The organism is Sorangium sp. So ce834 (genome assembly GCF_051521425.1).
GTDB classification, from domain to species: domain Bacteria; phylum Myxococcota_A; class Polyangia; order Polyangiales; family Polyangiaceae; genus Sorangium; species Sorangium cellulosum_D.
Genome location: NZ_CP150351.1, coordinates 8,657,513 through 8,680,252, shown reverse-complemented (window position 1 = coordinate 8,680,252; position 22,740 = coordinate 8,657,513). Strand labels below are relative to the sequence as shown.

Below are 22,740 nucleotides of genomic sequence, written 5' to 3'. Positions count from 1 at the left end.
CATCAAGCGGAAGAGACTGTGAGCTCGAACAGGATATCCCGCGGTTCTCAAGTTACGGTGCGACCTCGTCGGCCCAGGGCCGGAGGCCGCGCCGCCGCGCCCGCTACTTCTTCGCCGCGTCCTTCAGCCGCGCCTTCAGCTTCCCGGCGTAGCCCTCCTTGTTCTCCTGCTTCACCCGGCCGATCGCCAGCGCGTCCTCGGGCACGTCGCGGGTCACGGTGGTGCCCGTCGCCACGTAGGCGCCCGCGCCGATCTTCACCGGCGCGACGATCTGCGAGTCGCTGCCGATGAACGCGCCGGGGCCGATCTCGGTCCGGTGCTTCCGGAAGCCGTCGTAGTTGCAGAAGATCGTCCCGGCGCCGACGTTCGCGCCCTCGCCGATGTCGCCGTCGCCGAGGTAGGCGAGGTGGTTCGCCTTCGCGCCCTTGCGGACCACCGTCTTCTTGGTCTCGACGAAGTTGCCGATGTGCGCGTCGGCCTCGATCTGGCTGTCCGGGCGGAGGTGCGAGAACGGCCCGATCTGCGCGCCGGCGCCGATCGACGACTGCGACGCGACCGTGTACGGCTTCACCGAGGCGCCCGCCTCGACGACGACGTCCGTGAGCACCGAGCCCACGTCGACGCGCGCGCCCGCGCCGATCCGCGTCTTTCCCCGCAGCACCGCCGCGTGCTCGATCACCGCGTCCGGCTCGACGACCACGCCGGCGTCGACGCGGGCGCTCGTCCGGATCGTGACGCCGCTCCGGCGCAGCCCGTCGGCGATGCGGCCGTAGAGCACCTCCTCGGCGGCGGCGAGCTGCGCGCGGTCGTTGATGCCCACGAGCGAGCCGACGTCCCTCGCCACGACCACCGCGGCGCCGCCGGCCTTCGCCGCCTGCGCGACGATGTCGGTCAGGTAGAGCTCGCCCTGCGCGTTGTCGGTCGTGAGCCCCGCGAGCGCGCGCTCGAGGAAGGGGCCGCGGGCGAGGTACACGCCGGGGTTGACCTCGGTGATCGCGCGCTCCTCCGGGCTCGCGTCCTTGTGCTCGCGGATGCCGACCACGCGCCCCGCGCCGTCGCGCAGGATCCGGCCGTAGCCCGTCGGATCGGCGACCTGCGCGGTGAGCATCGCCATCGGCGCGTCGCCCGCGCCGTCGAGCGCCCCGCGGAGCTGCGCGAGCTGCTCCGGATCGAGCAGCGGCGTGTCGCCGCACAGGATCAGGACCGCCTCGGCGGTCGCCTGGAGGTGCGGCATGGCGCATCGCACCGCGTCGCCGGTGCCGCGCTGCTGGGGCTGGAGCGCGGTGCGGACGTTCTTTCCCTGGGCGCCGAACGCCCTGTCCAGATACGCGGAGACCTCGTCGCGGCCGTGGCCGACGACGACCACGACGTCCGAGGCGCCGGCGGCGAGGGCCGCGTCGACGACGTAGTGGATCATCGGCCGGCCGCAGAGCTCGTGGAGCACCTTCGGTCGGGCGCTCTTCATCCGAGTCCCTTGTCCGGCAGCGAGAACGACAGCGGTGAGCGGGGTGGGTTGGGCGGTCGCCATCGCCACGCAGCCTATCACCCTCCGCCCCGCCGCCGTCCCCATCGCCGCGCGGCGAGCCTGGAAAACGCGCACTATGTCCTCACCGCCCTCACCCGCGCGGGCAGGAAGCCCTACGCCCCTTCAGCGGAATCGTCTACCCTCGCGGCGTCTCGGGGAGGTTTCCTCATGCGCACGCGTACGCTGCGTTCCTCGGCCGCTGGTGTGCTTCGGCTGGCTTCGCTCGTCGCGTCCGGCGCGGTGGCCGCTTCCTGTCACGAGCCGCTCGACACGGCGCGGAGGGCGCCCCCCAAGGCGACGCTGGGCGACGACGTCTTCGGCGTGCTCTGCGACCGCGTTGGGGCGTCGAGCCTCTACGAGGACCACACGGGCGCCTCGTACCAGCGCGTCTGCCATTACGACAGCGCGGGCGTTTACCTGGACGAGGTCGACGTCTCGCTGCTGCCGCCCGTCTCCGGCGAGCGGGCGGAGCGGGCGCGCAGGCTCGGCGTGGCCAAGGTCGAGGCCATGGCCCGGTGGCGCAAGGACCTCGTGCGCGCCGTCAACGCCGCGGTCCCGGACGTCGAGATCGACAACGTCGCGGCCGGCGAGGGGGGCGGCAAGATCCGGCTGCACGACGCCTTCCTGAGCCTGTCGCAGACGATCGCGCCGCTCTACGAGGCGAACCCGTTCGATCCGAGCCCGGAGGCCAGGGCCGTCCTGCCGGCGTCGACGCAGGGGATGGGGCGGCTCCTCGACGCGCTCATCCACGGCAGCGAGGCGAGCGCGGCTCGGCTCGAGGGGGAGGAGAAGGCGCGGCGAGAGCGGGCGCCGATCGACTGCGACCGGGGAGCGGAGGGGGAGGGGGGCGCGATCCCCTGTGCGCTCTCCAGGATCTGGGGGCGCCAGGGGTATCGCGCGGCGGACGTGGGGCTCGGCGCGATGCGCGCGGCGCTCGCGTACCCGGGCCTGCGCCCGATGACCGTGGCGGCGCTCGACGCGATCGGCCCCGGCGGCCCGGGGGCGCCCGCGCTCCAGGCGCTCTTCGCGGCCGGCAAGCGCGAGCTGGCCGCGCTCTCGCCGGAGGAGCGGGCGCCGCTCTCGGTCGACGCGCCCACCGCCCAGCCGAACCGCCCGCGCACGCTCCTGGAGCTCGCGCAGGCGGCGCTGCTCGCCGAGGACGACGCGTTCGCCTCGCCGCCGTCGAGCTTCGTCGCCCGCCGCGACCGCCGCGGGTGGGTCCTCCCCCAGGGCGGCGGGGTCCCCGCGCCGTTCGTCGACGCCGACGGGGACGGGCTCGCCGACGTCGACGCCTCCGGCAGGTTCGTCGACGAGCGCGGCGAGCCGCTCGCGATCGACCCGCCGTTCGCCATCCCCGGCGTCACCTCGCCGCCGCGGGACGACTTCGGGCGCCTCTCGCCGGAGCTCTACGCCTACGTCGACACCGAAAGGACGCTCCTCGGCGCTGCGCTGCGCGCGATCGTGCCGCTCGTCGACGGGACCCGGTACGCGGGCAAGGGCGACCCCGAGCCGTGGAAGACCGAGCACGAAGGGCTCATGTACGCCCTCGCCGGCTCGACCCTGCTCTTCGGTGACCGCGAGGAGGCCTGCTACGACTTCCGGACCGACACGGTCTTGCCGGCGGACCCGACGTGCGAGGAGCGCGATGGCCGCCTGTCGTACCGCCGCTTCCGCGGCGAGGATTCGCCGCTCGCCGACCTCGCGCACGCGGTCGGCCAGGTGGTCGCCGACAAGGACTCGGACGTCTTCCTCCTCACGCTGATCGATCTGCTCGAGAACCACGAGGCGGAGCTCGCCCGCATGATGGGCGCGGCGCTGCGCATCCGCGACCTCGCCCGCCAGCACGACCGGCTGGCCGCCGAGGGCAAGGAGGCGGCGGCGCGGATCGACGGCGAGGCGCCGCTCTGGGACGAGGTGGCGGCGGTGCTCGACCGGGCCGTCGAGCAGCCGGGGCTCGTGGAGCGCCTCGTCGAGGCGCTCGCGAGCGACGCGCTCCTCGCCCCGCACGGCAGGGCGAAGCACGCGGGCGACGCGATCGCGGCGATGCTCAGGTACCGCGATCAGTACGCGTACGACCCGGAGGACCTGAACGGCCAGGCGATCAACCTCACGGTCGGGGCGCCGTCGACGTCCGATCCGAAGACGCCGGTGGACCCGACGAAGCCGAAGGTCGGCGACAACCGCTCGGCCATGGAGCGGCTGATGCACCTCATGCACGACACCGCCGGGGTGAGGCAGTGCAACAAGAGGGACACGGAGCTGAGCGTGTTCGGCGTCTCGGTGTCCTGCCCCGGGTGCGACGCGCCGTGCGAGCTGTTCCAGATCGACAACCTGGCGGCCTTCTACCTCGACTCCCTCCTCCCCGAGGGGCACGCCAAGAAGGCAGAGCTCAAGATCAAGCCCTCGGTCCTCTCGGCCGTCATTCCCGATTCGGTGCTCGAGTTCTCCAGCGGCATCGACGGCTTGACGAGCCACCCCACGCCGGCCGCGCTCAGCCGGCTCATCTACTTCGGGGCCGATTCGGACGAGTTCCCGAACCTCGTCGATCTCGACCCGCTGCGCGAGCTGACCAACGAGACGACGAACGATTTCATCTCGGGGACGCTCGAGCCGGCCGGCACCATTCACTGCCCGAAGAACGAGCTGGGCGTGAACGAGTGCAGCTCCCCGGAGAACCTGATCCGGATCCGCCACCCGGGGACGACCTTCCTCATCGAGCGGCTCGGGCTCGGCGCTTACCTGAGCCCCATCGTGGCGGCGTTCGCCGAGGTCGCCCCGGACAGCACCGGGGAGGAGATCCTGATCGAGCTCTTCAGCACGGCGTACCGGCACTGGCCGGGCAAGGAGCACGGGCCGGAGTGCATCAAGGCCGGCTCGCCGGCCACCAACACCGCGTACTGCTCGGAGGCGGGGGCCAACACGTACGAGCCGCTCATGGCCGACGCGCTCCAGGCCGACGACGTCCTGGCGTCGTCGGTGGCGTTCGCCCGGACGCTGGCCGACCGGTCGGCCCCGGTGACGGTGCAGCGCGGCCCCGGGGCCGCGGCCAGTCCCCCGCAGACCTGGACGAAGGCGCAGGCGATCGAGAAGCTCGCGCGGATCTTCTTCAGCACCCGCTACGCGGCCAACGTGGGGATGGTCGACCGCTGGGGAAAGAAGCGCGCGACGTGGGCCGACGGCCGGACTCAGGATCAGCTCACCGGGTTCACCCTGCTCGCCGACGCGCTGAACGGCATCGACGCCCGCTTCGCGCAGAGCGCCGCGCCCGACGCCGCGGCGCGGAAGGGCCAGTGGAAGCGGGCCACGAGCGAGCTCGTCGACGCGCTCCTCGCCGTCGAGGGGTCAGGGCCGGAGACCCGGTTCAAGAACCGCGCGCTCCCGAGGATGGGCGCCGTCGCCCTGCGCGTCCTCCGCGAGCAGCTGAACGCGCGCTGCCCCGATCGCGAGAGGACGGGGCGGTGCGCCTGGGCCAAGGAGGAGCTCGGCGCGAAGGTGAGCGATCTCGTGAGCCACCCGCTGTTCGCCGCCGCGGTCGACGTGTCGGAGGCGATCCGCGCCCACGAGCCGGCGCGGCGGGAGCTCGAGCGGTTCCTCACCTACCTGCTCGACCCCGGCGCCGGCGACGCCCCGCCCCGCGCGCTGCTGGCGGCGCTGGCCGACGTCCTGCAGCTGCTCGGCGACGAGGATACCCTGGTCCCGGTCCTGAAGGCCGCGTCGACCGCGCTGACCCCGGAGGGCGATCGCGGCGGCCCGGGCGCGGCCGACGCGGGGCTCACGGCGCTCAAGGCGCTCAACGACGACCGGTACGACCGGTACCACGCGATGGATCACGTCCTCCCCGCGCTCGTGACGCCGATGAAGGACGACGGCCGCGCCCCGCTCGAGGTGTTCGTCGACGCGTTCGCGGACGTGCACCGCGTGGAGGCCGCGAGCGGCGAACCCTTGGCGGCGGAGGATTACCGGCAGGTCCTTGTCTCGCTCCGGGACTTCCTCACCGACGAGACCCGCGGGCTCGAGCAGATCTACGCCATCCTCCGGAAGCGGCCCGTCGAGTGAGCCGCGCGCACGAGACCCCGATCCGCGCCGCGCTCGCCGCGGCGTCCGCCGCCGGAGCGCTCGCGCTGCTCCCGGGGGACGCCGGCGCGGCCGGGCTGTACTTCACCGATCGCGGCGTCCGCCCGCTGTCCCGCGGCGGCGCGTACATCGCCGGCGGCGACGATCTCGGGGCGATCGCCTACAACCCCGCGGGCGTCTTCGAGGCCGGCACGCAGATCCTGATCGACGCCGGGCTCTTCGAGTGGCGCAGCGAGCACACGCGCCAGGCGATCGTGCGGCAGGTCGACCCGAACACCGGCGAGCCGACGGGCGCGAGCTTCGTGCAGACGATGGAGCCCGTGACCGGCAGCGCGCCGGTGCTGCCGATCCCCACGCTCGGCGCGTCGTTCCGGGTCGATCCGCGGTGGGTCGTCTGGGGCGGCGTGTGGACGCCGTACGCGGCCCTATCCAGCTATCCGGAGCAGGTGAAGGGCGCGCCGGCGCCGCAGCGGTACGCGCTGCTCACCCTCGAGGGCTCGGCGCTCGCGTTCGTCGGGGTCGGCGCGGCGTACGCGCCGTCGCCCAGGTGGCGCCTCGGCGCGGGGATCGGCGCGGTGGTCGGCACGTTCAACAGCCGCGTGATCGTCTCCGGGTGCGTCCCGGAGCGGATGTTCTGCGCGCCCGAGGATCCGGAGTGGGACATCCAGTCCGAGCTCACCGTCGGCCCGATCGTGGCGCCGACGGGCCAGCTCGGGGCGCTCTTCATCCCGACCCCGGCGTGGCGCATCGGCCTGGCCTTCCAGCTGCCCGCCTGGGTGCGCGCGCCCGCCACCTTCAGGGCGCGGCTCCCCGCGGCGCCCGTCTTCGAGCGCGCCGTCCAGGAGGGCGAGGACGCCGACGTCTCGTTCGATCTGCCCTGGATCCTCCGCGCCGGCGTGGAGGCGCGGCCCGTTACCGACCTGCGCGTGGAGCTCGGGGTCGGCGTCGAGGGGTGGGGCATGCACGACGAGGTCGTCGTCGAGCCCGACGGGGTGGTGCTCCGGAACGTCGCCGGCTTTCCCGAGGAGTTCCGCGTGCCTCCGGTCGTGCTCCCGCGGCGGTTCGAGGCGTCGCTCTCGGCGAGGCTCGGGGGCGAGTACGCGTTCGAGGCCGCCGGCAAGCGGTGGGCGCTGCGCGCCGGCGTGAGCCTCGAGCAGAGCGCGGTCCCGCCCGAGTACGTGTCGGTCCTCACGATCGACGCGACGAAGGTGACGACGGCGCTCGGCCTGGGCGTGCACCTCGGTCGATGGCGCCTCGACGCGACCTACGCGCACGTCTTCGCCGCGGACGTGCGGGTCGATCCGAGGGAGGCGCGGCTCCCGCAGATGAGCCCGGTGCAGGGCAATCCGCCGGAGAACCCGAACATGATCAACGGCGGCGTGTATAGCGTCCGCGCGAACGTGGTCGGGCTCGGGGTGGCGTACACGTTCGAGGACGCGGCGGGCGAGCCGAAGGCGCGATGAGGCGGCGAGCGCTGCGCGCTCAGCGGATCTCCACGCGTCGCGCGGGCCCGGCGTCGCCTTCAGGCCGCCGCGGGGACGGCGGCCTGAAGGCCAGATCTGCTTGCGCGAGCGCGGGCGGCGGCGCTAGACGGCCCGCAGCTCGCGCAGGCGCTCCGTGAGCCGGGGCTCGTCCAGCCAGCTCAGGTCCTTGTCCACGCTCGTCTCGATGTGGTTGCTGACCTGCTTGCTCACCGTGCTGCGCAGCAGGCCGAGGAAGTGCGGCGGCGCGATGAGCACCAGCGAGTCGTAGGCGTGCTCGTTGAGACCCTTCTCCAGCACCTCCGCGAGCTCCTGGGCGAACTTCTGCTTCTCGACCTCCTTGGGATCGGTGTCGGGCGCCGCGCCGGGCCGGCCGAGGTACGTGCCGCCCCCGCCGCCGCTGATGTTGCCGTTCCCGCCCGGGGTGCCGTTCGGCTTCCGCCCGTGCGCGTCGGCCATCAGATCCCGCACGCGCGCCCGGCTCTCGTCATGACTGTAGGACTCGAGCAGGGTAAAGCCCTTGCCCGCAGGCTCTTCACGATAGAGCTGGGCACGGCTTGCGTCGGAGACCAGGATCCACGTCTTCCGTGCTGCCTTGCTTGCCATAAGCCTCCACAGGGAATCAACGCTTCCCTTGGGTTACGTTAAAGACCGACCCCCTCCATCGCAAGCGGCCGGAGAGCCCAAACCGACGAGATTCGACCGGATTGCACGCGAGGGCACCGGATCGAGCAGGCTCATCCACCTTCCTGTGCGCGAATTCGAGGAGAACGGGAGAGGGCGAGAGCGGCTCAGGAGGTCGTTGAGCGCGAAATACGGTGTTCGGTGTACGAGCCGAGGTCGCAGCAGGCGGCTCGGGTTCTCGCGCGACAGCGGTGCTCGCCCTCACGCTGCGCGCCGGCCGCGGCCCCGACCCGCTCCGCCCGCCCGAAGTCCGTCCGGGGATGGTCGGACTTCGGCGGCTTCGCGGCGGCTTCGCGCGAGCGGCCTCAGCCTTGGTTGCTTGGGGCTCCGTCCTGCTCCGCACCCCGGCGTCCGCTTCGCCGCCGCAGCTCCGCGCACCAGCAATCTCCGGCGGGGCTGCTCGGTCTGGCGCCAGCACCGGAGGGGCGAGCAGGGGTTGACGGGGCGCGCGGGCAGGACAGATGCGGAGATCCGCGAGGGCGAGCCAGGTCGGCGCGGTTCGCTACGCCCTTGGATCTGCCGCGGCCCGGGCACCGCCGGCCGCTGGCAGCGCAGCGGGCCGATGACGCGTCGCGCTCGGTCATCGACCTGCGAGGTGCGAGTAACCCTGGGGCTGGGCAGAGGTCGCCCCAACATCACCGGGGTCAGCGTGCCTCGAGCCAGGGTGCTCAGCTCGTCTTGATCGTGAGCTCGTTGCCGCGCCCCGCCTCGAACGGGAGCGACTGGGAGAGATAGCCGTTCTGCGGGTTGCGCACGTAGTCGATGTAGCCCGAGGCCTGCTCGAACGCGTTCTCGCCGATGATGATCGCGCCAGGCCTCAGATGCGGCTCGAGCAGCCTGAGGACGTCGAGATAAAGGGTGAAGGCGCCGTCGAGCAACACCATGTCGATGTCGCCGGCGACACCAGACTTGAGGGTCTCTCGAGCATCGCCGACCCGGAGCTCGACGATCTCGGACAGCCCGGCGGCGGCGACGTTCGCCCGCGCCCGCTCGACTTTGCTGGGCACGAGGTCGGTCCCGATCACGCGGCCGCCGCCCATGTCGCGCAGCGCGGCGGCCAGATAGATCGTGGAGATCCCCATCGAGGACCCGAACTCCACGATGCGCTTGGCCTTGCAGGCGCGGGCGCACATATAGAGGAAACGTCCAAGCTCCGGGGAGACATTGAGGAAATTCTCCGCGAACCCGTGATACGTGCCTTTCAGATCGTCGGCTTCGTCCTTGACGACTTGGGTGATCATCTCTTCTCGGGTGGCCGCCTCGCTCACGGCGATGGCGGCGAGCGGCGCGTCGGCCGCCTCCGCTTCCTGATGAAGACGCTCGAGGACCTCTGCGACCTGGCCGTTGCTGATTGAATTCATATCGACGATTCCTTTCCCTCTGAATGCCGAGCGAGCCGCGCGGGCCGAAGGGGGAGCGCGAAGCTGCGGGACGGCGTCTGCCGGGACGCCCTTCGCGACCCTCATGCCCATGCCCGATGGGTACCGTTTGACAACCGAGTCGTCCAAGACAATATTGGGCTCGGTCTGAGACCTGCTGAGCATCGATGAAGGGCTGCGGCCCGCCCTGGGATCGAGGAGCAAGCCGATGGAACTCCGCCACCTGCGCTACTTCATCGCCATCGCCGAGGAGGAGAGCTTCAGGCGCGCGGCAGAGAAGCTGCACGTATCACAGTCGCCGTTGAGCCGTCAGATGCAGCAGCTCGAAGAGGAGATCGGCGCGGAGCTCTTCGAGCCATCGGGGCGCGGCGTGAAGCTCACGCCCGCCGGGCGGCTGCTCCTGGACAGAGCGAAGGCGATCCTCTCCGACGTGGACGCTGCGGCGAAAGAGGTGAGGGAGACGGCCGAAGGCCAGATCGGAACCGTCACGATCGGCTTCGAAAGCGGCTCTGGGTATGTAGGCCCGCTGTCGACGATCCTCACGCGGTTTCGGAAGCTGGCGCCTCGAGTGAATGTGGAGCTCGTGCCCATGAGCAGCGCCCAGCAGTGGGACGCCTTGCGCGCGGGGCAGATCTCGCTCGGCTACGGGAACTACGTTCCTGATGACTCGTCGCTCGAGAGCGTCGTGCTCTCCCGGCATCGCCTGGGGATCGTCGTGCCGAAGCAGCACCCTCTGGCGACCGCATCCACGATCAACGTCAAGGACTTGGCGACCGAGCCCATGCTGATGGATCCGCGGAAGAGCAACCCTCGCTTGTATGACGACATCATCGCCGCCGTTCGCGCGCGCGGCGTGACCCTGCACGTGGCTTCGGAGATCCTCGACGGAGAAGCCCTGTTGACGCTCGTGGCGAGCGGCTACGGATTGACCTTCGGCGCGGAACCCGCGGCTCGTTTCCTCGCGGTCGGCACCGCGGTCTGGAGGCCGGTCAGCGATCTCGGTTTGGAGATTCGCGACATCGCGATGTGGCGGCCCGACGCGCAGTCTCTCCTGCTGAGGCCGCTCATCGACTTGGTGCGTGAATCCGGCGCCGCTCCTCGCGATCGGGAGGTGGGGCTGCGCAGGCATGAGCGCGAGCGCCAGCGGCGGCCGCGACGCGGGTAGGTGCGGTGAGCAGCGCCAGCAAGATGGAGGGCCCCCGGGCGCCATGCTGAGCGCGTTCATCGACGGGTGGAGCCCGCGCCCGCCGCCAGGTCGTCGAGCGATCGCCGTCGCTTCGAGGCCTCACGACGGACGACGGTTGACAGCCGCCTCGCGCGTGGTGCATGCTGTGCGGCGATGACGTCCTCGAGCACGCGCAGCCTCTTCGCACGAACGGCGTTCGTGCAGGCTGCTGTGTGCGCAGACGTCGCGGCGCTCGCCATCGCCATTTCGATGCCCATTCGATGCGAGGTGCGAGCCCGTTCCTGAGTGATAGCAACCAGCGAACAGGCCCCGCACCTCGGCACGAGGGAGCGGGGCTTTTTCGTATCCAGTCTCCGCCTTCGTAGCCGTCGTCGGGGCCTCCGTCCGAGGCCCCATGAACAGCGATCGAATCCAACGTGGAACGGGCCGCGCGCCTGCACGCGCGATGCTCCGAGGAGCAGGGCTGCCGCGCGCGGCCGACATCGTCGCAGCGCCGGGGGTCCAGCCCGGCGTCCTGGCGGTGCGCGCGCGCGTCGAGGGCGCTCGCGCGACAGGCGCGCTCGCGCGGCGGCTCGCGAAGCTGCACGACGTGCGGCGCGCGGAGGTGCGGCCATGACCCCGCGGATGCCGTGCATCACGGACGTCGCCGCAGCAGCAGCCCGCCTCCGTCCGCTGCTCGCGCCGACGCCGCTCGTGCGCTCGGAGCGCTTCGACGGCTGGCTGAAGCTCGAGGCCCTTCAGGTCACGGGCTCGTACAAGGTCCGCGGCGCGCTCAACGCCATGCTCGTCGCGCTCGCTGGCGGCGATCGGCGGCCTGTCGTCGCCGCGTCCGCCGGCAATCATGCCCGCGGCATGGCATGGGCCGCGCGTCGCCTCGGGCTCGAGGCGCATGCCGTCGTGCCGGTCACCGCGCCGCGCACGAAGGTCCTCGGCGCCGAGATGCTCGGCGCGAGCGTGATCCGCTCCGGCGATTCGTACGAGGACGCGCTCGAGCACGCGCGGGCGCTCGCGGCGCGCCACGACTGGCGGTTCCTCCCAGCGTTCGACGACCCTGACGTGATCGCGGGCCAGGGGACCGTCGGCTGGGAGCTCGAGGCGTCGCCCGACGTCGTGCTCGTGCCGATCGGCGGCGGCGGCCTCGCCTCCGGCGTCGGCCTCGCGATGCGCGAGCGAGGCGTTCGCGTCGTCGGCGTGCAGGTCGAAGGCGTCGACGCCATGGCCCGCGCGCTCGACGGCCGCCCGGAGCTCGCGAACGTGCCCGCGACGATCGCGGACGGTGTGCGCGTGCGCGCGGCCGGCGAGCTGACGCGGCGGATCTGCGCCGAGGTGCTCGACGACGTCGTGACCGTGCCGGAGTCCGAGCTCCGCGACGTCGTCGTCGAGCTCGCCGCGTTCGACCGTGTCGTCGCGGAGGGCGCGGGCGCGCTCGCGTGCGCCGCGCTCGGTCGCGTGAAAGGGCGGAGGAAGATCGCGGTCGTGTCCGGCGGCAACATCGATCTCGCGACCCTGGCGGTGCTCGCCGGCGACGCCGCTCGCGCTCGACCCGCCGGCACGACTCTGCCGTCAGGCGCGGAGCGTGCGGCGCTGGGGAAGCCCGAGCTCGAAGCAGCCAAACAACCGCTGCAAAACTACCAAGAATAACCCAGATTGGCCCTCCTCCCGGACGCTGGCACTACGCAATCACGCCGGCGAGAGCGGGCGCGGCCTACCGCAGCGCGGCGAGCAGCTCGGCGAAGCCGCGCTCGGGATCGTCCGGGAAGAAGCGGAGCTCCAACGTCCCCTTCGGCAGCGCGCCAAAGGCGCGCCACCGTCCGCGGAGCTGCTCGAGCGCGGCGTGCGTCGAGGCCACCCGCCCTTCGGTGATCGCGACCGGCGGCGCGATGCCCGCCCCGGCAGCGCCCTCGAGCATGGAGGCGCGCCGCGCCTCGTTCGACACGAGAGGATCGTACCAGCCGGCGTTGGCGAGCGCCTCGGCGAAGAGCAGCTCCCGCTGGTCCTCGCCGAAGCCGCGGTACTTGTCGGCCCCGCCGGCGCGGTTCGCCTCGGCGTTGATGCGCGCCGGATCCATGCCCGCGTCGACCCGGCCCCAGAATCCGTGTCGCAGGCCGAACGCCGACTCCACCACGAGGTGGATGAGGTCGTGGGGCAGGTGATCCCCGTAGGTCGGAAACACCCAGGAGGTCTCCGTCCCGTCGCGGCGATGCACGTAGATGCGATCGCGCTGGCCGGGGACACGGACGAAGGCGGCCCGCAGGAAGGGCGCTCCGGTGCTCATGCCGCGAGCGTACCGCACGCGCGCGCGTCAGCGGAACCGGTCGGTCGCCTCGATGAGCTCGTGCAGGATGCCGGGCTCCATCGCCGAGTGCCCCGCGTCCGCCACGAGGCGCAGATCGGCCTCCGGGAACGCGCGGTGCAGCGCCCACGCGCTCTCCGGCGGACAGACGATATCGTAGCGGCCTTGCACGATGACCGTGGGGATATGGCGGATCCGGTGGACGTCGTCGAGCAGCTGCGCCTCCGACGTGAAGAACCCCTTGTTCATGAAATAGTGGCACTCGATCCGGGCGAACGCGAGGGCGAACTCCTCTCCTGACGTCTTCGTGACGAGCTCCTGGTTCGTGTACAGGCAGCTCGTCCGCCCCTCCCACACGCTCCACGCCCGCGCCGCCTGCTGCCGCAGCTGGGGATCGGGGCTCGTGAGCCGTCGGTGGTAGGCCGTGAGCAGATCGCCCCGCTCGGCCTCGGGGATGAACGCGAGGTACTCCTCCCACGCGTCGGGGAAGATGGCGCTCGCGCCGCGCTGATAGAACCAGTCGAGCTCCTGCTTCCGCAGCAGGAAGATGCCGCGCAGCACGAGCTCCGTCACCCGCTCCGGGTGCCTCTCGGCGTAGGCCAGCGACAGCGTGCTCCCCCACGAGCCGCCGAACACGAGCCAGCGCTCGATCCCGAGGTGCTCGCGGAGCGCCTCCATGTCCGCGACGAGGTGCCAGGTGGTGTTCTCCTCCAGGCTCGCGTACGGCGTGCTCCTGCCGCAGCCCCGCTGGTCGAAGAGCACGATCCGGTAGGCGGCCGGGTCGAAGAAGCGCCGCTGCTTCGGCTCGGTGCCGCCCCCAGGGCCGCCGTGCACGAAGATCACCGGCTTGCCGCGCGGATTGCCGGACTCCTCGAAATAGATCTCGTGAAGATCGGAGACGCGGAGCCTGCCGGCGCGGTACGGCTCGATCTCGGGATACAGCGTTCGCCTCTGGATGCCTGTCGTCATCATGCCGCTCCCGTCCGTTGCCCCGGCGTCCTGCCCGCGCCAGCGCGCGTCAGCCTACGCCAAGGCGCGCCGGGAGGGGAGAGGGCGTGGACGGGAAACGGCGGGAACAGCGAAGAACAGCGGGGGACGGCGGGCGCGCCGGCCCGGGGGCGGCGGCCGCTCAGCCGGCCGGCGCGGCCTCGCGCCGCTCGGGCTTCGACGCGCCGCCGTAGAGCGCCTCGAGCGCGGGCCCGTACTTCTGGAGCGCCACGCGCCGCTTCAGCTTCAGGGTCGGCGTGAGCATCCCGTTGTCGGCCGTGAAGTCCTCCGCCGCGAGGGCGATCTTCTTGATCTTCTCGAAGGACTTGAAATCCGCGGCGAACCGGTCGACCTCCTCCTGGACGTGCGCGACCACCCGCGGGTGCTTCAGCATCGTGTCGGGCGACTCGAACGTGAGCCCCTGGCCCCGCGCCCACTCGGTGAGCGCCGTCATCTCGGGCACGATCAGCGCCACGTTGAAGGGGCGGTTGTCCCCGTAGATCATCGCGCTGTTGATCAGCGGAGACAGCTTGAGCTTCTCCTCGAGCGGGGCGGGCGCGACGTACTTGCCGTTCTCGAGCTTGTACTGCTCCTTGATGCGGCCCGTGACATAGAGATAGCCGTCCTCGTCGAGGTAGCCCAGATCGCCTGTGCGAAAGCCGCCGTCCTCGGTGAAGACGGCCTTGTTCTCCTCGTCGCGCTTGTAGTAGCCCATCATGACGTTGGGGCCGTAAATGACGATCTCGCCCTGCTTCGGATCGTGCGTCTCCGACTTGTCGATGACGACCCGCACCCCCGGGATCGCCTTGCCCACGCTGCCGAGGCGGCGGGCCCCCGGGAAGTTCACGGTGGCGACGGGCGACGTCTCGGTGAGGCCGTAGCCCTCGTAGATGGTGATGCCGAGCGCGTCGACGAACTCGGCCACCTGGTACGAGAGCGCCGCCCCGCCGCTGATCGCGTACCTCAGCTTGCCGCCGAACTTGGCGCGGATCTTCGAGAAGATGACCCGGTCCGCCACGGCCAGCGTGAGCCGCTCGACGAGGTGGAGCGGCTCACCCTTGTTCTGCTTCGTCGCGGCGCGCAGCCCGGCGCGGAACAGGCGCTGGATGACCGCGGGCTTCTCGGTCATCTGCTTCTGCACCCCCTCGTAGATGCGGTTGAAGATCCGCGGGACGCTCATCAGCACGGAGGGGTGCACCTCGGCGAGGTTCGCGACGATCTTGTCGACCGACTCGCTCAGCGCCATCGACGCGCCGACCGTGATCATCACGTGGAGCTCGCCGGTGTGGCCGAACGAGTGGGCCCACGGGAGGAACGACAGGCTCCGGTCGCCGCTGCCGAACGGGATGAGATCCAGCACGGCGCAGACGTTGGAGGCGATGTTGCCGTGCGAGAGGATCACCCCCTTGGGATTGCCGGTCGTGCCCGAGGTGTAGATGAGGCACGCCGTGTCCTTCGACGTCGGCTGGATGGCGGGCGCCGGGCTCTCCTCGCCCGCGGCGAGCAGCTCCTTGTACGAGGTGGTCCGCGCGCCGGGGACGCCGTCCGCCGGCCCCGCGGGCTCGAACAGACAGACGACGTGCTTCAGCGAGGGCGCCTTCTCGGCGAGGTCCCTGCATTTGCCGTAGATCTGCGGCGTGGCGACGATCGCGGCGACGGCCTCGCAGTCGTTGATGATGAACGCCCACTCGCCCGGCAGCTGCGCCTCGTACATCGGCACGACCGCGACGCCCATGCTGAAGCAGGCATAGGCCGAGACCGCCCACTCCACACGGTTGTTGGAGATGAGGGCCACCCGATCGCCCGGCTGGACGCCGAGCGACGCCAGGCCGCCGCGAAACCTGGCGACGAGCTGCCCGAACTCCGCATAGGTGATCCAGTCCCAGCGGCCATCGGTCTTCGTGCCGAAGAGCGGCCGGGGCCCATGCTGCTTCAGCGAGCGATCGAGCAGTTCTACCAGGTTTTCCAGTTTCGCCATCGGGTCTCCTCCCAGGGCGATTTTTACCATGATGCTCCGGCCGGCTCTGCGTCCTTTTGCGGCGCGCGGCGCCGGCGTTCCCCGGGCCAGCGCCGGATCTGTCCCGCCCGTCCGCATCCGTCCGCGGATCCCGGCCGCGTCGCGCCGCGCGGGATGGGCCCGCGCGCGGGTTGGGTGGGGTGAGCGCGCCGCGCGGGTTGGGTGGGCGCGCCGCGGGAGGCGGGAGCGGGCGCCGGGCGCGCGAGGTGGCGGCCTCGGGTCCCTTCTGTTAGAGGGTGCATCGCTTCAATGCCCCGGTATTCGATCACGACGTTCGGCTGCCAGATGAACGTGCACGACTCCGAGCGGATGCACGACGTGCTCCGCCGCGCCGGCTACACCGAGGCCGGCGGTCCGGACGAGGCCGACGTGCTCGTGCTGAACACCTGCAGCGTGCGCGAGAAGGCCGAGCAGAAGCTGCGGAGCGAGGTGGGGCGGCTCGCGCGCTGGAAGCGCGAGGGCGAGGGTCGGGTGGTCGTCGTCGCCGGGTGCGTGGCGCAGCAGGAGGGGGAGCGCCTCCTCAAGCAGATGCGGACGATCGACGTCGTGGTCGGGCCGGACAACATCCCGGAGCTGCCGGGCCTGCTCGGCGACCTCGCGCTCGGCGGCCTGCCGGTCGCGCGCACGGTGTTCGACCTCGACGCGCCCCGGTTCCTCGTGGCGTCGCCGCCGCCCGCGTCGCGCGCCGCGCCGACGGCGTTCGTGACCATCATGAAGGGCTGCGACGAGCGGTGCTCGTTCTGCATCGTCCCGCACACCCGCGGGCCGGAGCGCTACCGGCCGAGCGACGAGATCGTCGCCGAGATCGCCGCGCTCGTGGCCGCGGGGACGCGCGAGGTCACCCTGCTCGGCCAGACCGTGAACAGCTACCGCGACCCGCTCGGCGCGCTGCCGCGGGCCCCCGGCGCGAGCGCGGACGACCCGGACGAGAGCGAGTTCGCGGCGCTGCTCCGGCGCGTCGCGGCCGACGTCCCGGGCCTCGCGCGGCTGCGCTACACGAGCCCGCACCCGCGGCACCTCACGCCCTCGCTCCTCCTCGCCCACGCCGAGCTCGCCGTGCTGCCGCGCCACGTGCACCTGCCGGTGCAGTCGGGCAGCGATCGGGTCCTCCGGCGGATGATCCGCCGCTACACGCGCGCCGAGTACGTCGCGCGGACGCGGGCGCTCGTGGAGGCGGTCCCGGGGCTGACGCTCTCGACCGACATCATCGTCGGCTTCCCGGGCGAGACGGAGGACGACTTCGCGGCGACGCTGTCGCTCGTGCGCGAGGTGGGGTTCAAGGGGCTGTTCGGGTTCAAGTACTCGCGCCGCCCGCACACGCCCGCGCTGAAGCTGCCGGACGACGTACCCGAGGCCGTGAAGGGCGAGCGGCTCTCCCGCCTGTTCGAGGAGAGCGAGGCGCTGCTCGCCGCCCACCTGTCCGGCCTCGTGGGGACGACGCAGGAGGTGCTCGTCGAGGGGCGCGACAAGGAGCGCGGGCACGGCGGCCAGGGCGGCGCGCTCTGGTCGGGCCGGACGGGGCGCCACGAGATCGCGCACATCGAGGGCGCGGCGGAGCTCGATCTGCTCGGCGAGGTCGTCGAGGTCTCGATCGCGCGGGCGAACAAGCACTCGCTGCAGGCCGAGCTCACGGAGGCGGCGCGCGCCGCGGCCCGCCCGCGGCAGCGGGGCGTCGCGGAGCCGCGGCCGGCCCGGCGCTCGCTGCCGGTGGTCGCCGCCGAGGGGGGCTGACGTGGCGCTCGTCCTCGACTTCGGCGGGGCGTCGCCGCGGCTCGGGCGCGACGTGTTCCTCGCGCCGAACGCGACGGTGATCGGCGACGTGGAGCTCGGCGACGAGGCGAGCGTGTGGTTCGGCGCGGTGCTGCGCGGGGACATCGGCGCGATCCGCGTCGGCCCGCGGACCAACGTGCAGGACCTCGCGTGCCTGCACCTGACGAGCGGCGTCTCGGAGACGATCGTCGGCGCCGACGTGACCATCGGCCACGGCGCGATCCTGCACGGCTGCCGCGTCGGGGACGGGTGCCTGATCGGGATGGGGAGCATCGTGCTCGACAACGTGGTGGTCGGCGAGGGCTCGGTGATCGCCGCGGGCGCGGTGGTGCCGCCCGGGAAGGTGATCCCGCCGCGGTCGCTGGTGCGCGGCAACCCGGCGCAGGTGATGGGGGAGGTGCGGCCGGATCAGGCCGAGCTCGGCAGGCTGGGCGCCGCGAGCTATGTGGAGAACGCGCGGCGCTTCCGGGCGGCGCTCGCCGCGGCGGCGCCCGCGGCCGGCGAGCCGGGGGCCGCCGCGGCGAGGCGCGATGGAGGGGCGATGGACGAGGTGAAGAGGCCATGAACATCACGGTGAACGGGGAAGCGCGCGAGGTGCCGTCGGCGGTCACGGTGCGGAGGCTCGTCGAGCTGCTCGGGCTGACCGAGGGGCCCGTGGCGGTGGAGCGCAACGGCCAGGTGGTGCCGCGGGCCGAGCACACGGCGGCCGAGCTCGCCGAGGGCGACGTGATCGAGATCGTGCACTTCGTCGGCGGCGGCTGAGCCCGCCTCGCGGCCGCGCGCCTCGCGGCCGCGCGCCTCGCGGCCGCGCACCTCGCGGTCTAGCGATCTTCCAGTTCGTCCGCGATCCGGGTAGCATGGCGAGCTGCCGTGGATACGAGGGCCCTCGCTCTGGTCTTGGCGCTCGGCAGCTCGGCGGGCGTGGGCGCCGCCCTGGCGGTGCGCGACGCGCTGCCGGCGTCCCCGGTGGTCCGCGGCCTCTCGATCGGCGAGCGCTTCGTGCCGGACGGCGCCGCGCCGGAGGCCTGGCTCGAGGCGAGGCGGGACGCGCTCCGCGGCCGCCTCGTCCGGCTCCGCCACGACGACGTCGACCTGACGGCGACGCTCGGCGAGGCGGGCGTCGAGGTCGACGTCGGCGAGACGCTCGCGGAGGCGCGGCGCGTCGGCCACGAGGGGCCGTGGTCGCGGCGGCTCCGGGAGGCGCGGCGGGCGCGGCGCGGCGAGATCGACGTGCCGCTCGTCTGGGCGGTCGACGAGGCGAGGGCGCGCGCCTTCCTCGAGCGGCTCGCCCCGCAGGTCTTCCGGATCCCGGTGGACGCGCGGCTCGACCTCGCCAACCGGCGCAAGATCCCGGAGCAGGCCGGCCGGGAGCTCGACGTCGACGCCTCCCTCGCCGCGCTGCGCGCCGGGGACCACGAGGACGAGGAGCTCATCGAGCTCGCCGTCCGGTACACCGCCCCCAAGATCACCGTCGATGACCTGGTGAGCGTCGACGTCAGCCGGGTCGTCGCGGCGTACGAGACGAAGTTCAAGCGGCACGGCAAGGAGGCCGGGCGCGCCGTCAACATCAAGACCGCGGCGTCCAAGATCGACGGCACCATCCTGGCGCCCGGCGAGACCTTCTCGTTCAACGCCCACGTCGGCCCGCGGACCCGCAAGAACGGGTTCACCATCGCCCCGGAGATCCTCGGCGACGAGACCGTCCCCGGCTACGGCGGGGGGACCTGCCAGGTCTCCAGCACGCTCTTCGCCGCGTCGCTCTTCGGCGCGCTCGACACGCCGGACCGCCAGAGCCACTCCCGCCCGAGCGCCTACATCCCGATGGGGCTCGACGCCATGGTGACGTACCCGGAGTCGGACCTGAAGATCAGGAACACGCTCCCGTTCCCGATCATGATCCACGCCTACCTGCCGACGCCCACGGTGCTCCGCGTCGAGATCCTCGGCGGCGACCCGGTGGCGGAGGTCGATCACCGCATCTCGGCCGAGCACACCGACGACTTCATCCGCCGCATCTACGTGAAGTCCGAGCTCTCCGGGGGCGACGTGAAGCGCCACCAGAAGGGCTCGTGCGGGTACGACGTGAGATCGTATGTCACCGTCCGTTACAAGGACGGCCGGGCCTCCGACCGCAGCTATACGAGCGAGTACAAGCCGGCGCCCGAGGTGTTCTGGGTCGCGCCCGGTTACGACCCTTCCGCGCTGCCGCAGCTCCCCGAGCACGCGAAGGCGGTCGAGGAGCTCCAGGAGGGGGAGACCCCCGCGGGCGAGACCCCCGCGGGCGAGACGCCTCCTGCGGAGCCGCAGGGCGACGGCTTCTCGATGTGAGCGGGGGCGCCGAGGCCGGCCGCGCCCGGGCGGCTCACCGCCTGGACGCGGCGGGCGCGCGCGGCGTCCGGCGCGCCCGGCGACGCGTCACGCGGCCGCCGCGGTGCGGTCGAAGCGCAGGGGCAGGCGCCGGAGCCCGCGCAGGCCGAACGATCGGTTCCACGACGGCGGCCCCGGCTCGCGCGAGAAGGGGGGCAGCCGCCGGAGGATCTCCTCGAAGGCGATCCTGCCCTCGACGCGGGAGAGCGGCGCGCCGACGCAGAAATGGATGCCGAAGCCGAAGGCCACGTGGCCGCGCTGCTCCCGGGTGATGTCGAACCGGTCGGGGTCGGGGAACTGCGCCGGATCCCGGTTCGCGGCGGCGACGAGCGGCATGACGGTCGCGCCCTCCGGGATCGTGACCCCGGAGAGGGTCACGTCCTGCGTCGCCCGCCGGGTGAGCTGCCGGACCGGCCCCTCGTAGCGGAGGACCTCCTCGATGAAGCCCGGGATCAGCGCCGGCTCCTCGCGCAGGCGGCGCAGCGCGTCCGGGTGCTCGAGGAGCGTGAGGGTGCCGTTGCCGATGAGGTTGGTCGTGGTCTCGTTGCCCGCGACGAGCAGGAGGACCACCATGCCGAGCACGTCGTCCTCCGTCAGCACGCCGTACTCCACCTCGCCGCGGACGATGTCGCTGATGAGGTCCTCGCGCGGCCGCCGCTTCCGGTCCGCGATCATCTCGTGGAAGTAGGCGCGCATCTCGCGGCGGCTCCGGAGGATGCGCTCGACCTCCTCGTCGCTGAGCGGCTGGGAGCCCGCGGGCAGGTTGATGGTGTCGTCGGACCAGCGCTTGAAATCGGCGCGGAGCGACGGATCGACCCCGAGCATCTCGGCGATGACCGTGACCGGCAGCGGAACGGCCAGGTCCTCCATCATGTCGAAGGTGTCCTGCGCGAGGATCCGATCGAGGTGCTCGGTCGCGATGTCGCGGACCCGCGCCTCGATCTGCGCGATCGCCCGCGGCGTGAACGCGCCGCTGATGAGCTTGCGCATCTGGGTGTGGTCCGGCGGATCGCTCCTGAGGAGGCTCGTCTCGCCGACGAGCAGGGGCTCGCGCAGGAGCCGCTCGTCGAGGAGGATCCGCCTCACCTCGGAGGTGCGGGACGAGAAGAGCTCGGGGTGCTTCAGGACGTAGACCACATCGTCATAGCGGCTCACGGCCCAGAAGCCGTTCGGCTCGACCTGGCAGACGGGCGCCCTCTCGCGCAGCTCGGCGTAGTAGGGGTGCGGGTTCTCGATGACCTCGGGCGCGAGTAGATTCAACGCGTGACGCATGGTTCCCTCCGTTGCTTGGTGTTCGGGCGCGGCGCGGCGCGCCTCCTTGTGAATCCGCGGTACGGCGGGCGACGGGCGGTGAGCTTCCGGCGCGCTCGGCTCAGTGCCCCGCGGACACGGGGCCGCCACGGCCCTTCCCGAGCAGGAACACCAGCGGGAGCGTGGCGATGACGAGCACCGCTGTCACCCAGAACGTGTCGTTGAACGACATCACGGCGGCCTGCAGGTTCACGATTCCGTCGAGGACGTGGAGCGCCTTGTTGCGCGCGTCGGTCAGATCGAACCCCTTCGCGGCGAACGCCGATGTGTACGCGGCGATGCGCTCCACGGTCGTCGGGTCGCTCGCCCCCATGTGGCTCACCAGGATCGCGCGGTGGAACGCCTGCCGGTCGGCGAGCACGGTGGTGAGCACGGCGACCCCGACGCTGCCCCCGAGCTGCCGCGTCAGGCTGTAGATGCCGGTCGCGGCGGCGATGTCGCGCTTGGGGAGCGGCCCGAGGGTGGCCATGCTGAGCGGCAGGAACATCAGGGTCGTGCCGAACGACCGGATGATCAGCGGCCAGAACAGGTCGCCCGCGCCCGTCACGGGCGTCAGCTGGTGGAGCTGGAAGAGCGCGACGAGCAGGATGAGCCCCCCCGTCACGAGGAGCGCGCGCGGGTCGAACCGGTTCACGAGCCGCGCCACGAGCGGCATCGACAGGGCGGAGGCCAGCGCGCCCGGCAAGAGCAGCATGCCCGTCTGCTGCGACGTGTAGCCGAGGATCGTCTGGGCGAAGATGGGCACGGCGAAGAGCGCGCCGTAGAGGCCCATGCCGATGACGGCGGAGAGGAGGCTCCCCGCCCAGAGCGAGCGGTGCCGGAGCACGCGCAGGTCCACGATCGGGCGCTCCGACGAGAGCTCGCGGTGGACGAACAGGGCGAGGCTCACGACGGCGACCGCGGAGAACGCGACGATGAACGGCGAGTCGAACCATTCCTCGGCGTGGCCCTCCTCGAGCACCGTCTGCAGCGAGCCGACGCCGGCCGCCAGCAGGGCGATCGCGATCCAGTCGACGCCGCCGCGCTCGCGCTCGCCCGCGGCGTCCGGCGGCAGGAAGGCCAGGCACATCAGCACGGCCGCGATGCCGAGCGGGACGTTGATGAAGAAGATCCACCGCCAGTTGATGTTCGTGACGATGTAGCCGCCGAGCGTCGGCCCGATCGTCGGGCCGGCGATGACGATGGACGAGAAGAAGCCCTGCGCCATCGCCTGCTCTTCCTTCGGGAACGTCTCGAACAGGATCGACTGCGCCTTCGCGAGCAGGCCGCCGCCGCCGAGCCCTTGGAGCACGCGGGCGACGATGAGCACCGGCAGGCTGCTCGCGACCCCGCAGAGCACCGACGCCGCGGTGAAGGCGATGAGCGAGAAGACAAAGTAACGCTTCTTTCCGAAGCGGTGTCCGAGCCACGCGGTGAGCGGCAGGATGATGACGTTCGCGATGGCGTAGCTCGAGACGACCCAGCTCACCTGCGTGAGCGTGGCGCCGAGCGAGCTCTGCATCTCGGTGAGCGCCACGTTGACGATGCTCGTGTCGACGATCTCGAGCAGCGCGCCGAGGGCCACGGCCGCGGCCACGAGCCACCGGTTCGCGTTGACGGGCGCGACGGCGTGCGCCGGCGCGGCCGCGATTGCCGCCTCTGCCATGGTTCCTCCTCTCCTGCGCGA

General features: G+C 72.0%; 17 protein-coding genes. 9 read left to right on the top strand and 8 right to left on the bottom strand.

Features of this window, described 5'->3' with window-relative positions; translation table 11 throughout:
- Positions 1-103 precede the first annotated feature (103 nt).
- Complete coding sequence (gene glmU / locus WMF20_RS31585; RefSeq protein WP_437605584.1) at positions 104-1,465, bottom strand: bifunctional UDP-N-acetylglucosamine diphosphorylase/glucosamine-1-phosphate N-acetyltransferase GlmU; 1,362 nt, start codon at positions 1,463-1,465, stop codon at positions 104-106.
- Positions 1,466-1,729: 264 nt separating this feature from the next.
- Between glmU and WMF20_RS31580 the strand changes: the two genes are divergently transcribed.
- Both WMF20_RS31580 and WMF20_RS31575 read left to right on the top strand, forming a co-directional pair.
- On the top strand, positions 1,730-5,581 hold the full coding sequence (locus tag WMF20_RS31580; protein WP_437605583.1) for a hypothetical protein: 3,852 nt from the start codon (positions 1,730-1,732) through the stop codon (positions 5,579-5,581).
- Positions 5,578-7,062: an OmpP1/FadL family transporter gene (locus WMF20_RS31575; RefSeq protein WP_437605582.1), complete on the top strand. Its 1,485-nt coding sequence runs from the start codon at positions 5,578-5,580 to the stop codon at positions 7,060-7,062. The genes WMF20_RS31580 and WMF20_RS31575 overlap by 4 nt, the downstream gene beginning before the upstream one ends.
- 123 nt (positions 7,063-7,185) lie before the next feature.
- Here WMF20_RS31575 and WMF20_RS31570 read toward each other — a convergent pair whose 3' ends face one another.
- Positions 7,186-7,686: a host attachment protein gene (locus tag WMF20_RS31570; protein ID WP_129577883.1), complete on the bottom strand. Its 501-nt coding sequence runs from the start codon at positions 7,684-7,686 to the stop codon at positions 7,186-7,188.
- Positions 7,687-8,432: 746 nt separating this feature from the next.
- Positions 8,433-9,125, bottom strand: coding sequence for an O-methyltransferase (locus WMF20_RS31565; protein ID WP_437617191.1), 693 nt, complete (start codon positions 9,123-9,125; stop codon positions 8,433-8,435).
- Between the two features lie 226 nt (positions 9,126-9,351).
- Between WMF20_RS31565 and WMF20_RS31560 the strand changes: the two genes are divergently transcribed.
- The 3 genes from WMF20_RS31560 (at position 9,352) to WMF20_RS31550 (ending at position 11,970) form a co-directional block, all read left to right on the top strand.
- Entirely contained in the window at positions 9,352-10,308 is a 957-nt protein-coding gene (locus WMF20_RS31560; RefSeq protein ID WP_437605581.1) for a LysR family transcriptional regulator, read from the top strand.
- A 466-nt stretch (positions 10,309-10,774) separates the two neighbouring features.
- On the top strand, positions 10,775-10,945 hold the full coding sequence (locus WMF20_RS31555; RefSeq protein WP_437605580.1) for a hypothetical protein: 171 nt from the start codon (positions 10,775-10,777) through the stop codon (positions 10,943-10,945).
- Positions 10,942-11,970, top strand: a complete 1,029-nt coding sequence (locus tag WMF20_RS31550) for a pyridoxal-phosphate dependent enzyme (protein WP_437605579.1) — start codon at positions 10,942-10,944, stop codon at positions 11,968-11,970. Before WMF20_RS31555 ends, WMF20_RS31550 begins: the two co-directional genes overlap by 4 nt.
- Positions 11,971-12,034: 64 nt before the next feature.
- Here the strand turns inward: WMF20_RS31550 and WMF20_RS31545 are convergent, their stop codons facing one another.
- The 3 genes from WMF20_RS31545 to WMF20_RS31535 all read right to left on the bottom strand — a co-directional run bounded on the left by WMF20_RS31545 (position 12,035) and on the right by WMF20_RS31535 (position 15,587).
- Positions 12,035-12,604, bottom strand: a complete 570-nt coding sequence (locus WMF20_RS31545; protein WP_437605578.1) for a hypothetical protein — start codon at positions 12,602-12,604, stop codon at positions 12,035-12,037.
- Positions 12,605-12,631: 27 nt separating this feature from the next.
- Positions 12,632-13,594 (bottom strand): prolyl aminopeptidase, encoded by a 963-nt coding sequence (gene pip, locus WMF20_RS31540; protein WP_437605577.1) that lies wholly within the window; start codon positions 13,592-13,594, stop codon positions 12,632-12,634.
- A 157-nt stretch (positions 13,595-13,751) separates the two neighbouring features.
- Positions 13,752-15,587: an AMP-dependent synthetase/ligase gene (locus WMF20_RS31535; RefSeq protein ID WP_437605576.1), complete on the bottom strand. Its 1,836-nt coding sequence runs from the start codon at positions 15,585-15,587 to the stop codon at positions 13,752-13,754.
- Positions 15,588-15,875: 288 nt separating this feature from the next.
- Between WMF20_RS31535 and miaB the strand changes: the two genes are divergently transcribed.
- The 4 genes from miaB (at position 15,876) to WMF20_RS31515 (ending at position 19,724) form a co-directional block, all read left to right on the top strand.
- Positions 15,876-17,357 (top strand): tRNA (N6-isopentenyl adenosine(37)-C2)-methylthiotransferase MiaB, encoded by a 1,482-nt coding sequence (miaB, locus tag WMF20_RS31530; protein ID WP_437605575.1) that lies wholly within the window; start codon positions 15,876-15,878, stop codon positions 17,355-17,357.
- Between the two features lies 1 nt (position 17,358).
- Positions 17,359-17,961 carry a gamma carbonic anhydrase family protein gene (locus WMF20_RS31525; protein WP_129577875.1) on the top strand — a complete coding sequence of 201 codons (603 nt, stop codon included), beginning with the start codon at positions 17,359-17,361 and terminating at the stop codon, positions 17,959-17,961.
- The gene (gene thiS, locus WMF20_RS31520; RefSeq protein WP_129577874.1) at positions 17,958-18,158 is read left to right on the top strand and encodes a sulfur carrier protein ThiS; all 201 of its coding nucleotides are present in this window, start codon (positions 17,958-17,960) and stop codon (positions 18,156-18,158) included. Before WMF20_RS31525 ends, thiS begins: the two co-directional genes overlap by 4 nt.
- Before the next feature lie 108 nt (positions 18,159-18,266).
- A complete protein-coding gene (locus WMF20_RS31515; protein ID WP_437605574.1) occupies positions 18,267-19,724 on the top strand; it encodes a VanW family protein in 1,458 nt (485 codons plus the stop codon).
- Between the two features lie 87 nt (positions 19,725-19,811).
- On the opposite strand, the gene WMF20_RS31510 is transcribed toward WMF20_RS31515, so the two are convergent.
- Together WMF20_RS31510 and WMF20_RS31505 are read right to left on the bottom strand one after the other, a co-directional pair.
- The gene (locus WMF20_RS31510; protein ID WP_437605573.1) at positions 19,812-21,035 is read right to left on the bottom strand and encodes a cytochrome P450; all 1,224 of its coding nucleotides are present in this window, start codon (positions 21,033-21,035) and stop codon (positions 19,812-19,814) included.
- A gap of 100 nt (positions 21,036-21,135) precedes the next feature.
- Positions 21,136-22,719, bottom strand: a complete 1,584-nt coding sequence (locus WMF20_RS31505; RefSeq protein WP_437605572.1) for a DHA2 family efflux MFS transporter permease subunit — start codon at positions 22,717-22,719, stop codon at positions 21,136-21,138.
- Between the last annotated feature and the right edge of the window lie 21 nt (positions 22,720-22,740).